The organism is Collinsella sp. TF06-26 (assembly GCF_002232035.1).
GTDB lineage: Bacteria > Actinomycetota > Coriobacteriia > Coriobacteriales > Coriobacteriaceae > Collinsella.
Map to the genome: position 1 here is coordinate 21,995 of NZ_NKXR01000005.1, position 12,390 is coordinate 34,384.

At 55.7% G+C, this 12,390-nt stretch carries 14 protein-coding genes; 3 read left to right on the forward strand and 11 right to left on the reverse strand.

From position 1 onward, the window contains the following. Positions 1 to 169 precede the first annotated feature (169 nt). Both CHY22_RS04190 and CHY22_RS04195 read left to right on the forward strand, forming a co-directional pair. Positions 170 to 1,192, forward strand: coding sequence for a WYL domain-containing protein (locus tag CHY22_RS04190; protein ID WP_089572565.1), 1,023 nt, complete (start codon positions 170 to 172; stop codon positions 1,190 to 1,192). After that, positions 1,179 to 2,096, forward strand: a complete 918-nt coding sequence (locus CHY22_RS04195; RefSeq protein ID WP_089572566.1) for a WYL domain-containing protein — start codon at positions 1,179 to 1,181, stop codon at positions 2,094 to 2,096. The genes CHY22_RS04190 and CHY22_RS04195 overlap by 14 nt, the downstream gene beginning before the upstream one ends. On the opposite strand, the gene CHY22_RS04200 is transcribed toward CHY22_RS04195, so the two are convergent. Then, positions 2,093 to 4,987 carry a helicase C-terminal domain-containing protein gene (locus CHY22_RS04200; protein WP_089572567.1) on the reverse strand — a complete coding sequence of 965 codons (2,895 nt, stop codon included), beginning with the start codon at positions 4,985 to 4,987 and terminating at the stop codon, positions 2,093 to 2,095. The two genes, CHY22_RS04195 and CHY22_RS04200, sit on opposite strands and share 4 nt — an antisense overlap. After that, positions 4,981 to 5,946 carry a D-alanine--D-alanine ligase gene (locus CHY22_RS04205; RefSeq protein ID WP_089572568.1) on the reverse strand — a complete coding sequence of 322 codons (966 nt, stop codon included), beginning with the start codon at positions 5,944 to 5,946 and terminating at the stop codon, positions 4,981 to 4,983. Before CHY22_RS04205 ends, CHY22_RS04200 begins: the two co-directional genes overlap by 7 nt. 85 nt (positions 5,947 to 6,031) lie before the next feature. On the opposite strand from CHY22_RS04205, the gene rlmN reads away from it, so the two are divergent. Then, positions 6,032 to 7,084 carry a 23S rRNA (adenine(2503)-C(2))-methyltransferase RlmN gene (rlmN, locus tag CHY22_RS04210; protein WP_055251319.1) on the forward strand — a complete coding sequence of 351 codons (1,053 nt, stop codon included), beginning with the start codon at positions 6,032 to 6,034 and terminating at the stop codon, positions 7,082 to 7,084. 199 nt (positions 7,085 to 7,283) lie between these two features. On the opposite strand, the gene CHY22_RS04215 is transcribed toward rlmN, so the two are convergent. From CHY22_RS04215 to rpmH, 9 genes are all read right to left on the reverse strand, one after another. Further along, complete coding sequence (locus CHY22_RS04215; RefSeq protein WP_089572569.1) at positions 7,284 to 7,538, reverse strand: hypothetical protein; 255 nt, start codon at positions 7,536 to 7,538, stop codon at positions 7,284 to 7,286. Then, on the reverse strand, positions 7,528 to 8,433 hold the full coding sequence (locus CHY22_RS04220) for a ParB/RepB/Spo0J family partition protein (protein WP_199408188.1): 906 nt from the start codon (positions 8,431 to 8,433) through the stop codon (positions 7,528 to 7,530). The genes CHY22_RS04215 and CHY22_RS04220 overlap by 11 nt, the downstream gene beginning before the upstream one ends. Further along, complete coding sequence (locus tag CHY22_RS04225) at positions 8,426 to 9,226, reverse strand: ParA family protein (RefSeq protein WP_089572570.1); 801 nt, start codon at positions 9,224 to 9,226, stop codon at positions 8,426 to 8,428. The genes CHY22_RS04220 and CHY22_RS04225 overlap by 8 nt, the downstream gene beginning before the upstream one ends. A gap of 134 nt (positions 9,227 to 9,360) precedes the next feature. Then, entirely contained in the window at positions 9,361 to 10,098 is a 738-nt protein-coding gene (gene rsmG / locus CHY22_RS04230) for a 16S rRNA (guanine(527)-N(7))-methyltransferase RsmG (RefSeq protein ID WP_246824568.1), read from the reverse strand. A 96-nt stretch (positions 10,099 to 10,194) separates the two neighbouring features. Next, on the reverse strand, positions 10,195 to 10,764 hold the full coding sequence (locus tag CHY22_RS04235) for a R3H domain-containing nucleic acid-binding protein (protein WP_022093802.1): 570 nt from the start codon (positions 10,762 to 10,764) through the stop codon (positions 10,195 to 10,197). A gap of 44 nt (positions 10,765 to 10,808) precedes the next feature. After that, positions 10,809 to 11,579 (reverse strand): YidC/Oxa1 family membrane protein insertase, encoded by a 771-nt coding sequence (locus tag CHY22_RS04240; protein ID WP_055251326.1) that lies wholly within the window; start codon positions 11,577 to 11,579, stop codon positions 10,809 to 10,811. A gap of 29 nt (positions 11,580 to 11,608) precedes the next feature. After that, positions 11,609 to 11,833 (reverse strand): membrane protein insertion efficiency factor YidD, encoded by a 225-nt coding sequence (yidD, locus tag CHY22_RS04245; protein WP_022093804.1) that lies wholly within the window; start codon positions 11,831 to 11,833, stop codon positions 11,609 to 11,611. Further along, positions 11,830 to 12,168: a ribonuclease P protein component gene (rnpA, locus tag CHY22_RS04250; RefSeq protein ID WP_082435526.1), complete on the reverse strand. Its 339-nt coding sequence runs from the start codon at positions 12,166 to 12,168 to the stop codon at positions 11,830 to 11,832. Before rnpA ends, yidD begins: the two co-directional genes overlap by 4 nt. A gap of 20 nt (positions 12,169 to 12,188) precedes the next feature. Next, positions 12,189 to 12,323 carry a 50S ribosomal protein L34 gene (gene rpmH / locus CHY22_RS04255; RefSeq protein WP_019127408.1) on the reverse strand — a complete coding sequence of 45 codons (135 nt, stop codon included), beginning with the start codon at positions 12,321 to 12,323 and terminating at the stop codon, positions 12,189 to 12,191. Positions 12,324 to 12,390 lie beyond the last annotated feature (67 nt).

Here is a 12,390-nt window from a genome sequence, read left to right on the forward strand (position 1 = left end):
AGGCCCAATGCATGCACATTAGAACCGTATATAGTCGAAAGTATACCCCGAGCGAGCGCAAACGACCGAATTCGGGCCATCTTAACGCCCCGAGCGGACAAGGATATAGCCTAATCTCCATATCGGACTAAAATCATGGCAGCAAACTACCTTCTCATGCGAGGACTCTATGACGGCAAGCGACGCGACCGCGACAATTAAAAAGGGAAATTCGGAGCCCAGTTTCGATAAAACGGCTCAGCGCATCCTCAATCTTTTCTTTGTGCTCAACAGCTCCCCCGAACCGCTGACGACCGAGCAGATCGTCTTGGATTCTGACCTGGGATATGGTTCGGGCAATATCGACTCGGATAAGCGCAAGTTTCGGCGCGATCGTGACAAACTGCTCGAGCATGACATCTTAATCAAGGAGGTTCGCCCCGCCGGTGCGCAGGAGACCGAGGAAAGCTCGTGGACAATCGACCGCGAGCACACGTTTGCTGCAGGCGGCCTCATCACCGCAGACGACGCCGATATCCTGCTCAACGCCATCGACCAGACGCTAGCGGCCGGCTCATCCACCTTTGCCGCGCCGCTTGCCGATATTCGCTCCAAGATTGCCTATCTCACCGGTAGGACGGCGGTGGACGAAGTACCGATCCGCCGCTCTCCAACCGTCGATGCGGTTTGGAGCGCCTTTGCCGAGCGTTGTGCGCTGCGATTTTTATATCAGAACGGACGCGGCGAGCAGAAAAAGCGTACCGTCCGCGTCTACGGCATGTTCGAACGCGAGGGCGTGGCGTACTTCTGCGGCCTCGACAATGTCACCGACGACATCAGGACATTCCGCTGCGACCGTATCGTTCGCGCTTGGCGTCCTTCGAAGGCCTACGTCATCCCTGCGGACTTCAATCTCAACGACTATCTGTTCTTTGAATTCGATTTTGCCGACCGCCCGCCCGTTGCAGCTACGTTCTCGTTCGCCCCTCAGACGCAGATCGATATGATCAACGGCCTCACGCGCGGGCGAGGTGAGCTCGCACACACCGATGCGGGATGGATCTGGACCGTTGACGTGCGCGACCTTGAAGCCGCCGCCTCATTTTGCATGGCCCACGCCATGGACGGCATGAGGCCCATGGCCCCCAAATCGCTCAAGCAGGCGTGGAACCGCCTCATTGAAAGGACGGTGCACGAGCATGCCCGTGCGTAAACTCACCAGCGAGCAGAGACTCTCGCGCGCCATCGACATCATGGAGGCCCTCTACGCCGCCGGCGAGAGCGGCATGACACGAACCGAGATTTGCAGTCGCTTTGACATCACGGGGGTGTCGCTCGACGAGATTCTCGAGATCGTCTCAACGCTCGCGGACCGAGAATCGGGCGTGCGCATCATCTGCGAATGCCACGGCGAGCGTGTGGTCCTCACCGGTGACGCCGGGCGCGTGCTACCGCTGCGCCTGAGTGCCGCCGAAGGCGCTGTGCTCAGCCATGAACTTGAATCGTTGGGGATCGAGCCGCATACGGCAGCTCGGATTCGACATGCCCTTCTACCCGAAGAGCTCGGCTATAACCAGCGCGTCTTTGACACCGTCAACCACGGGTCGCACTGGCAGCAGCTGAGCTGCGCCATTCAGGACGGCGTTCGCTGCCGCATCTCATATCGCTCGATGGACGATGCACGGCCACGCGAGCGTCTGGTCGACCCCTTGCGCATTACGGCAAACGGCGACCAAACATACCTGATTGCCTGGGACATCGCGGTCGATGGGCAGCGCACCTATCGCATGGATAAAATCGAGGGACTCACCTTGACGGAAGACTCCGTCGTGCCTCACGCACCGGACGTTGCATCCCTCCACGATTCCCTTGCCCGGACGCAGCGTAGCGCAAAGCTCTTGATGCCACTCGATATGGCGGAGCATCTGGACTGGGCCGGCATCACCCTCATCGAGCGCAGCGGGGCAGACAAGGCAACGGTAACTGTGCATTACGGCTCCGAGCGTTGGCTACTGAGCCAGATAATCGCAGCGGGCGGAGCCATCCGCATCTTGGATGACCCCGCCTTGTCAAAGCGTCTGTGCGAAATGGCAAAAACCCTCGTCTGTCCGCTTTAGCGCCGCCGCTCGTGGCGTGCGCGCCACAGTTGCAGATAGTGACCGATCTGCGCCGATTCGATGCGCTGATAGGAGCTCGTGGGCAGCGACGTTAAGAACTTCTTTCCGTAGCCCTTCGTCACCAGGCGCGGGTCGGCCAGAATCAGCACGCCGCAATCGGTCGACGAGCGGATAAGGCGGCCGGCCGCCTGCTTGACCTCGAGCACCGCCTCGGGCAGCGAATAGCGCGCCCAAGCGCGGTCTTCGCGCAGGTTGCGCTCGCACGAGAGCGGGTCCGTGGGGCTCGAGAACGGCAGCTTGGGAATGATGACGCAGCGCAGCGTCTCGCCGCTGGCGTCGAATCCCTCCCAGAAGGCCTTAAGCGCAAAAAGCGACGAGGTCGGCTCGTTGATAAACCGGTCGCGCAGGCGACGAGGAGATGAGTTGTGCTGCTGGCAGTTGAGTTCCAGACTCGCACGGGCAAGCTTGGGCTCGACGCGAGCGTACAGCTCCTCCATATCACGCCTGTTGGTGAACAGCGTGAGCACCGAGCCGCCCATGGCAAGATGAGCGTCGACCAGCACACGCTCGAGCGCCGAAAGATAGCCTTCGCGGTCGCGTGGATCGGGAATATCCCCAGCCACAACCACGGCCATATTCGAATCGAAGTCGTAGCTCGAGTCCAAGTGCAGCGATGAAGATGTTGAAGCACCGATGCGATCGAGCCCGACAGCATGGTTGAAGTGCTCAAAGCTTTTGGACACCGTCATGGTCGCTGAGGCAAAGATAGCCGTGTGAACCTCGGGCAGCCACTCGGTTGCCAAGGCCTCGCCAATGTCGATGCGCTCTGCGGTCATCGACTCTCCGCCGGCACGCAGCCTGCGATTGACCTGCAGCGAATACACGTAGTGTTCATCGGTGCCATCAATGATGAGTTTGAGGTTCTCGGCCAGCTCGTGCAGGCGGCGCGAGATATCACCCAGGTCGACAACAACCTCGGGCTTGTCGGCGGCGACGGCTTGCACCAGCGCGTCGACGCTCTTGTCAGCTTGTTCCAATGCGGCGATGGCAGTGTAGGCCGACTGTAAGAAATCATGCCAGTCGTCTGATTCGCGCAGCTCGGGGCCAATCCACAGATTGGCATTGTCATAGCCCCCACGGGCACGGCGGCCGAGCTCGCGTACTCCATCGAACACGTCGGCGATCGCCATGCTCGCGCGCGCAGCCGTCGACGTCGCCTTGGCAGTAAGGCCCAGATAGAGCGTAGAGCCCTCGGAGGTTGCCAAATCACGGGAAACCTGGCTTAGCGCGCCGGTGCTCGAGCCACCCAGGCGCTCAAACAGAACGCGTGATTCGTCCGCCGACACCACGCGCGCCCACTGGCGGCGCGCCTCGCGCTCGATGGAATGGGCCTCGTCGATTACCCAATGACGAATCGGAGGTAAAATCCTGCCCTCGGCCGCGACATTGCGGAACAGCAGGGAATGGTTGGTGACCACCACATCGGCATGCGCCGCACGACGGCGAGCGCCGTGGACCAAACATTTATCAGGGAAAAACGGGCAGAGGCGGCGAGCACACTCGCGCGAGGCCGTCGTAAAGTCGGGGCGGTTGACGCTGCGCCACCGAATGCCGAGCGAGTCGAGGTCGCCATCGGCCGATTGGCAGACGTACGCCATAATGACCGCGACCGCCGTGAGCGTATCCGCCGGATCGCGCTTGGTGGTAATCTCGACCTGGCCGCGGCTCATGCGCTCAAGCTTGCGCAGGCACGGATAGTGGTCATACCCCTTGAGAGCGCAAAACGACAGACCACCGTCCAGTTGCTCGGCAAGTTTTGGCAGCTCATGGTACATGAGCTGGTCGGCAAGATTGTTCGATTTGGTCGCAATACCAACCGTGATGTTGTTACGGCGTGCTGCCTCGGCAAAAGGCACCAGATAGGCCATCGATTTGCCGACGCCTGTGCCTGCCTCAATTACTCGATGAGTGCCCGTGACCAGCGCATCGCGGACCTCGAGCGCCATCGCGATCTGCTCATCACGCGGCTCGTAGGTGGGATACATGCGATTGACCAGGCCACCTGGCGCATAGTCTGCCTCAATCTCCTCACGACTCGGCATCTTGAGTACCGGCAGTTCATCGGCGTCCACCCGATCGTCGGCGCGATCGGCCTTGAGAACGTCAGCACGAGCGGCGCTGAGAGAGAAGATAGAACCAGGGTTCTGCCCTGCCAAGAACGAGAAGATAGGACGATAGGACCAAGGCACGTCCGGATGCATGTCGGCTAGGCGCGCCATGAGGCCCTGGGGCAAGTCGGTGAGCGCCACGAGCAACACGCGCCATACGCCACACAGGGCGTCGACGTCGGCATTGGCACGGTGTGATACCGAGTCGCAGCCAAACAGATCGGCCATAAAAGACAGCTTGTGAGAGGCCAGGCGCGGAAGCGCGATGCGCGACAGCGCCAGCGAATCGATCCAAATATCGCTCACGTTGACGCCGCCTTTGACCGACTCGATAAACGAGCGGTCGAACGTGGCGTTGTGTGCGATCACCGGACAGCCACCGACAAAATCGGCGAGAGCGGCGACGGCCTCAACCGCCGACGGGGCATCTGCCACATCGGCATTTGTAATGCTCGTGAGCTCGGTAATCTCGGCGGGAATCAGCTGCTTGGGATGCACGAAGGTATCGAAGCGGTCAATGACCTCGCGGCCCGAAAGACGGGCCGCCGAGATCTCGATCAGCTCGTTGTCCTGCACCGAAAGACCCGTGGTCTCGGTATCGAGGACAATCACATCTTCCTCGATAAGGCCGAAGGACTGCGTTTTGGCGCGGTCGGCAAGCGTGGCATAGGAGTCGATGACAAACTGCGGCGTTCCTGACGAAACCGCGTCCTCGATTAGCATGCAATGCCCGCTCGACGAAGGCCCATACGGATCAGGCTGTCACAGACCTGCGGGAACGTCATGTCGTCGGTGTGGCGGATCTCATCCGGATACAGCGACGTATCGGTCATGCCGGGAATGGTATTGGTCTCGAGGATAACGGGGCCGTCCTCGCTCACAATAAAGTCGCTGCGCGAGATACCCAGGCAACCGAGGGCCTTGTGAGCGGCACAGGCAAGTTCCTGAGCGCGAGCGTAATTCTCGGGTGAAATCTGCGCCGGAATGCGATGGATATCCGTAGGGTCGACATACTTCACGTCCAGATCATAGAACTCGCAGTCCTCGGGCTTACGAATCTCGACAATCGGCAGGGCGCGCACGTCATCTTCGCCGTATACGCCGACGGTGATCTCGGTACCCTCGATGCACTTCTCGACCAGCACTTTGTCGCCGTACTCAAACGCCTTGGCGATTGCCGCGGGCAGCTCGGAGGGCTCATGGACCAGGGAAATGCCATAGCTGGAACCGTTGACGGCCGGCTTCACAAAGCAGCGCTCGCCACAAACCTCGACGATATGATCGATATCGACTTCATCGCCCACCTCGAGCGCGAGGCCGGGGGCAATGGGAATGCCTGCCTTGGCGTACAGGAGCTTAGAGACCTCCTTGTCGGCACCGCAGGCGCTGGCAAGCACGCCCGAGGCTGTGTAGGGGATACCCAGGGTCTCCATGGCACCCTGCATGGCACCATCCTCACCGCCGGCGCCGTGCATGGCGATAAATGCCACGTCGAAACCACCGGTCGCCATGGTTACCATAAAATCATCGGCAGCCGTGTCGAGCAGCTTCACCGAAGTGTAGCCGGCCTCCTTCAGTGCCACCACAACGTTCTTTCCCGAATTGAGCGAGATCTCGCGCTCAGCGGAATGACCGCCCGCCAAGACCGCTACGTGCATGTTCTCTAGGCTTTTACCCGGCATGGGCAGACTCCTCCTCTATAATTTCTGCAGCTGATACCATATTGTAGCGATACCCTCTACGTTTCCCCAAAATCGAAAGGCTTCCATGAATCCCAGGACTAAATCTCAGGACATTCGCGACTTGAGCCAAAACGATATTCGTGAGCTCGTGGCCGAACTTGGCCAGCCCGCCTTCCGCGCGAAGCAGCTCATCGAATGGGTCTTTGAGAAGAACGTTTGTTCGTTTGACGATATGACCAACCTTCCCAAGGCTTTCCGCGAGCAGCTTAAAGAGGCTTTTGCCTTTGATACGCCGACTGAACTCACCAAGCAGGTTTCCAAAGATGGCTCGCGCAAGTATCTGCTCGAGTACCACGATGGCATTTCCGTCGAGACTGTCGGCATGCCCCGTCGTAACAAGCTTTCCGTCTGCGTTTCCACCCAGGCAGGCTGCGGCATGGGCTGTGCCTTTTGCGCTACCGGTCTCAACGGCCTCAAGCGCTCTCTGACCGCTCAAGAGATCGTCGACCAGGTGCTTCATGTATCCAACGACTTTGGCGAGCGTGCCACAAGCGTTGTCTTCATGGGCCAGGGCGAGCCGTTTGCCAACTACGACGAGGTTCTCAAGGCGCTGCGTATCCTCAACGACCCCGATGGCATCGGTATCGGCGCTCGTCACCTCACCGTCTCTACCAGCGGCGTTATTCCCGGTATTCGCAAATTTGCCGATATCCCCGAGCAGTTCACGCTTGCCGTTTCCCTGCATTCCGCCATCCAGTCGACGCGCAATAAGCTCATGCCCGGTGTTAAGAAGTACACGCTGCTTCGCCTTCACGAGGCACTTCAGCTCTACACCGAGAAGACTGGCCGCCGCCCGACCTATGAGTATGCCATGATCGAAGGCGTCAACGATACGAATCCCGAGATGCAGGCGCTCTGCGACTTCTGCGAGGGAACGCTGTGCCACGTTAATCTAATTCAGCTTAACGACATCGAGGGCAGCCCGCTCAAGCCGTCGCCGATTCATAAGGTTGAGGATCTTCAGCGTCGTCTTGAGTCCCGTGGCATCGAGACCACGATTCGTAACTCCCGTGGTAACGATATTGACGCCGCTTGCGGACAGCTGAAGCAGCGCTTCAAAGTTCAGAAGAACGCATAGGGGAGTCGCACCCCAATACGTTTCATGTGAAACATCGAACGACCCCGGTTGCAGGATATGCAACCGGGGTCGTTTCATTTATCGACCTCAATTTTGGACCAACTGCTACCTTTCCCATTTTTTACGGACAAAATAAAGGGCCCTTGTCTCATGAATCAGACAAGGGCCCCTCAAAATATGCAGGGTAATTGTTTGGTACCTAATAGCCTACATTTTCCCATTGGTTGCTAACCCAACCTTGATTAATCTTGGGATTCTTCGTTACCTGAGCAGTACGCATGGCAACATCTTCTGTCATAACATCCATTTTCTTCTTTGAAGTATCGACGATATCTTGCGCGCTACGAAGCAAACGACCTCGAAGTTCATCGTCTGTCGCGATCTTATAGCCAGCAAAGGCACCAGCCGCGACAGTCGTCGCCAATGCAATCGCAGTTATAATCTTATTCCTCATCTTGGCCCCCTTGATCAAACTGAATCATTTCACCAAGAATACGAGAAAGCTCTTCTTCGTCTTTAAACTCAATTTCAATCTTATTCTTTCCACGCGAGCTCTTCACACGCACGTTGGTATTAAATACCTGGCGAAGCACACGGGCAGCCTTTTTAAAAGATTGAGGCGTTGCAGGCCTCGGCGTCTTAGGCGTCTCTCCGGCAGAAAACAATGGAGCAAGATTTTCTGTCGCTCTTACGGAAAGGCCCTCTGCAACAACCTTTTCTGCAAGTCGAATTCGAGCATCCTCATAGGGAACTGCAAGAATCGCACGTGCATGACCAGCAGTAAGTTTACCCTCAAAAATCATCTGCTGAACTACTTCGGGGAGATCGAGAAGGCGCAACGAATTTGTAATTGCAGAGCGTGACTTGCTTACTGCCTTCGACAATGCCTCCTGGGTCATACCGCTGGCATCAATGAGCTGGCGATAGCCCTTGGCCTCTTCGACGGGATTCAGATCAGAACGCTGAAGGTTTTCGATAAGAGCAAGAGCCAGCATCTCTTCATCATTAACATCTTTAATGATGACAGGCAGCTCCTCAAGACCAGCAAGCTTTGACGCCTGGTAACGACGCTCACCAGCGATAATCTCATAGCCGTTTCCATGCTTGCGAACCAAGAGCGGCTGCAAAACGCCATGTTCTTGGATTGACTCGCTCAACTCGCGAAGTTCAGTTTCATTAAAATGAATTCGCGGTTGATTAGGGTTGGGAACGATATCCTCAATAGGTAGTTTTGTTTCAGATGCGGCATTTGAAGCAGATGCAGCAGAACCACCGGTCTCATACTCAGCCTCTGAGACCAAAGCATTGAGTCCGCGTCCCAATCCACCACGTTTCTTTGCACTAGGCACGCTTGATCACCTCTTTTGCAAGGTTCATATACGCTTTTGCACCCTTATTTTGAGGTGCATAGGTAATTATCGGTTCTCCAAAAGACGGAGCTTCAGAGATTTTAACCGTACGGGGAATCAGCGTCTTAAACGCCTTATCACCAAAGTACGATTGAACTTCCTCAACAACCTGATTCGACAAAGAAGTACGTGAGTCATACATGGTCATAAGCACACCATAGGTGTCTAAGCCCTTGTTCAGACGTGATTTGACCATCTTCATTGACTCTAGCAGCTTCGTAACGCCCTCGAGTGCGTAGTACTCGCACTGGATCGGAATCAAAACGCTGTCTGCTGCGGTCAAGGCATTGATAGTAAGCAGGCCGAGCGAAGGAGGACAGTCAATGAAAATAAAATCGAACTCGTCCTGAATCGGCTCAAGCAAATCTTTGAGGCGGGTTTCGCGAGCAATTGCACTTACGAGCTCAATTTCGGCACCTGCAAGCTGAATCGTAGCTGGAATTACGAATACCTTTTTGCAATTTGTATCAAGAACAAGCGATTCTGCCGGCACATCATTCAACAATGCATCATAGATGCAGTGATCAAGGTCTTCTTTTTCAATTCCAAATCCACTTGTACTGTTTCCCTGCGGATCAAAATCGACAATCAGTGTCTTACGACCCTGCTCACCCAGTGCTGCTGCAAGGTTTACAGCCGTCGTTGACTTACCGACGCCGCCTTTTTGATTGATGATTGCAATGATACGCGTGTCTCTTGCGTTCTTAGAACGCTTAACGTCGCGAAATCCCACGGTCCCTCCTGGTGTGTATTAAAGCTGTCAAACGGAGGATGTTTCACGTGAAACATTCCGATTCGATATCAACCGCCATGTTTCACGTGAAACACTGCAAGTTGTTAGTATCCATTATGTTTCACGTGAAACATCTAGGCAAGCGGATTCTTCTTTGCCATGCCATTTGCACGAGGCAATGAAACGGATGCCGGATGACTCTTTTTAAGAACAATGAACTCCCTGTGGCCCAAGCCCTCAGGCAAATCGATTGCGTCATTCAGAAGCAAAGTGAAGCCGCAAATCTTAGCTGCTGACATGCCGGAAGCAAGCTCCTCATCCGAAGGATTACCCTTGGTGATAACAAATAGCCCTCCGTCTTTGAGGAACGGAGCAGCATACTCAACAAGAATCGGTAGAGGGGCAAGTGCGCGGGCGGTTACGACAGAAAACTGCTTCTTATGGCTTCGAGCATATTCTTCAAGGCGATCATGAACCGCATGAGCATGTTTCAATCCAAGAACATCAACAAAAAAATTGACAGCATCAACCTTCTTACCAACAGAGTCAATATAAGTAGCTTTACGATGCGTGGTTATGGTTAACGGAATACCAGGGAAGCCCGCACCTGTCCCCATATCGAGCAAAGCTCCCTCAGGAGCCTTATTGATATAGGGGAGCAAAACAAGTGAGTCGAGGATATGAAGTACCGCAGCATCTTCTATGTTAAGAATACGGGTGAGATTGGTTGTCTTATTTGTTTCCAGAACCAAATCCAAATGTTGAATACATTTCCTCAGCTCAGTATCAGTTACGCTCAAGGAATACTCTTTGCAATAGGAAGTTAGACGACTCAACATCTCGTCAGCCTGCTGATCGGTAAGTACAAACAACGAAAGCTCCTTTCTGACAAAAATCAGTGTATCGAGAACTTTTGACAAAAAAAGGGGACGTGGAAACCACGTCCCCTTAGCATAAGCTCGAGTAGATTATCGAGCAACAATCACCACATGGCGATCGGGGTCAGAACCCTCAGAATGAGTATCGACGGCGTCATTGCCACGAAGTGCAATGTGAACCAGTCGGCGCTCGTAGGCATTCATGGGCGGAAGCGAAACACTCTTATGAGTGCGGATGGCACGCTCGGCAGCAGACTGAGCCATGGAGGCAACCTTGTCCTGACGGCGGCTCTTGTATCCCTCGACGTCCACTACAACCGGATACCTAAAGCCGAGCTTGCGGCTCACCAGCAATGAGAACATAACCTGAAGGGCATCAAGGGTGCGACCATGACGGCCAATGAGAACAGCAAGGTCGGGAGCCGTTACATCCAGAATCAGCTCACCCTCGTCGCCCTCATACTCATCGATAGGAGAGTTGGCGGCATCGAAGTGCGAAAGGATGGAACGCAGGATGGAAATCGCGACATCGGCAATGGTGTCGAGCTCCTCGTCGGTCAGCTCTTCACCAGCCTTGTAGCGCTGTGCAATCTCGGGATAATCGCCCGCGACCTGCGGGGCAACCTCCTCAAGCATATCCTCGATGATCTCTTCAGACATAACGTACTCCAAAAGTTAGGTACCTAAATAAGATTGATATCCCACTACTTCTTCTTGTGCGGGCGCGGCTTCTTCTCGCGACGAGTGACCTCAACCTGCAGCGGCGCGTTCTTAAGGCGCTCCTCCTCATCGGCCTTCGCCTTGTCGATGACCTTCTGCGTCACAAAAATCTGCTGGATAACCTGCCAAGCAGACGAGACGTCGTAGTACAGCAGAACACCAACGGGAAGGCTCCAGCCCATCCAAAGCATCATGACCGTCATGACAACGGCCATCATACGCATGCTCTGAGCCTGCTGGCCGGTCTGGTTGCGCGACATATAGAGCTGCGGAATCAGGGTCAGGACAGCGAACAGGATCAGGCAGACCAGCGCAGGCAGCGCGACCATAAAGCCATCGGCAAAGGAGGCACTCGGCGTGGTGGTCAGGTCGGGCAGAATATTAAAGAACGAGAACGTGCCGTCGTTAAAGTAGTCCGGCAGGTTACGCAGCAGCGTAAATAGGGCGAACAGGACAGGCATCTGAATCAACAGCGGCAGACAACCAGCCATCGGGTTGAACTTGTTCTCGCTGTAGAACTTCTGCATTTCCTCGGCCTGACGCTGGGGATCGTCGGCATAGCGCTCCTGGATCTCGAGCATCTTGGGCTGCAGCACCTGCATGCGTGCCGTCGACTTAGTCGACTTGAGCATAAGCGGCGTCAGCAGCAGACGGATGATGACCACCAGGATGATAATGGACAGGCCCCAGTCGACCGCAAAGGTCTGGATGAGCTTGAGCAGCTCGAAAAGGATGTTAACGATCCAATCCCACATGTAAGTTTTCCTCCGATAGCGAGTGCCCGCTAGGGCACAGGGTCATAACCGCCGACGTGCAGGGGATTGCAGCGAGCGATGCGCCTCACGGCAAGCCAGCAGCCTCTCAAAACACCGTACTTCTCAATCGCCTGGACGGCGTATTGCGAGCACGTTGGGTAATAAATGCAGGCGTCAGGCAATAAGGGCGAAATAACCTGTTGATATATGCGAATAGGAGCGATGGCAACACGTCGCAAAACGTGATTGCTCATCGCTCCTCCCCGGCAACGCCGGCGCGTTTCATAAGCGAACGCAATGCATTGTCCATCTCCTGCGGCGAGGAAACCCTCGTCTTGGGAGTTGCGAACAAGATGATGTCATAACCCGCAACGGGAAATCCACAGCTGCGGGCGGCCTCGCGCATCACACGCTTAGAACGGTTGCGCACGACAGCACAACCGAGCCGTTTAGCACCAACGAAGGCGACCCTTCCGGAGTCGCCTTCGCCAACCGATTCACATATGGTCATTCGAATCAGAGGGTGATTGAAACGACGCCCCTGACTGAACACATGCTCGAAATCTTGCCGAGACTTAATAGTCTTCATGCGAGATGTGTGTATCGCTGCTAGACAGTGAGACGCTTGCGGCCCTTGGCGCGACGACGGGCGAGCACGGCACGACCACCCTTGGTGGCCATACGGGCACGGAAGCCATGGGTCTTGGCACGCTTACGCTTATTAGGCTGATACGTACGCTTCATCTTAAGTTCCTCCTGCTGCATTTCGAGTGTCCGCGGGGGCGCGGACGCAGATATAGACACGTGAGCT

Coding starts and splice junctions, on each gene's coding strand:
- CHY22_RS04205 (WP_089572568.1), bottom strand. CDS start 5,946: ATGCCGGGTAAAAGCCTAGAGAACATGCACGTAGCGGTCTTGGCGGGC.
- CHY22_RS04195 (WP_089572566.1), top strand. CDS start 1,179: ATGCCCGTGCGTAAACTCACCAGCGAGCAGAGACTCTCGCGCGCCATC.
- CHY22_RS04190 (WP_089572565.1), top strand. CDS start 170: ATGACGGCAAGCGACGCGACCGCGACAATTAAAAAGGGAAATTCGGAG.
- rpmH (WP_019127408.1), bottom strand. CDS start 12,323: ATGAAGCGTACGTATCAGCCTAATAAGCGTAAGCGTGCCAAGACCCAT.
- yidD (WP_022093804.1), bottom strand. CDS start 11,833: ATGAGCAATCACGTTTTGCGACGTGTTGCCATCGCTCCTATTCGCATA.
- CHY22_RS04235 (WP_022093802.1), bottom strand. CDS start 10,764: ATGTCTGAAGAGATCATCGAGGATATGCTTGAGGAGGTTGCCCCGCAG.
- CHY22_RS04215 (WP_089572569.1), bottom strand. CDS start 7,538: ATGAGGAATAAGATTATAACTGCGATTGCATTGGCGACGACTGTCGCG.
- rlmN (WP_055251319.1), top strand. CDS start 6,032: ATGAATCCCAGGACTAAATCTCAGGACATTCGCGACTTGAGCCAAAAC.
- CHY22_RS04240 (WP_055251326.1), bottom strand. CDS start 11,579: ATGTGGGATTGGATCGTTAACATCCTTTTCGAGCTGCTCAAGCTCATC.
- rnpA (WP_082435526.1), bottom strand. CDS start 12,168: ATGAAGACTATTAAGTCTCGGCAAGATTTCGAGCATGTGTTCAGTCAG.
- CHY22_RS04200 (WP_089572567.1), bottom strand. CDS start 4,987: ATGCTAATCGAGGACGCGGTTTCGTCAGGAACGCCGCAGTTTGTCATC.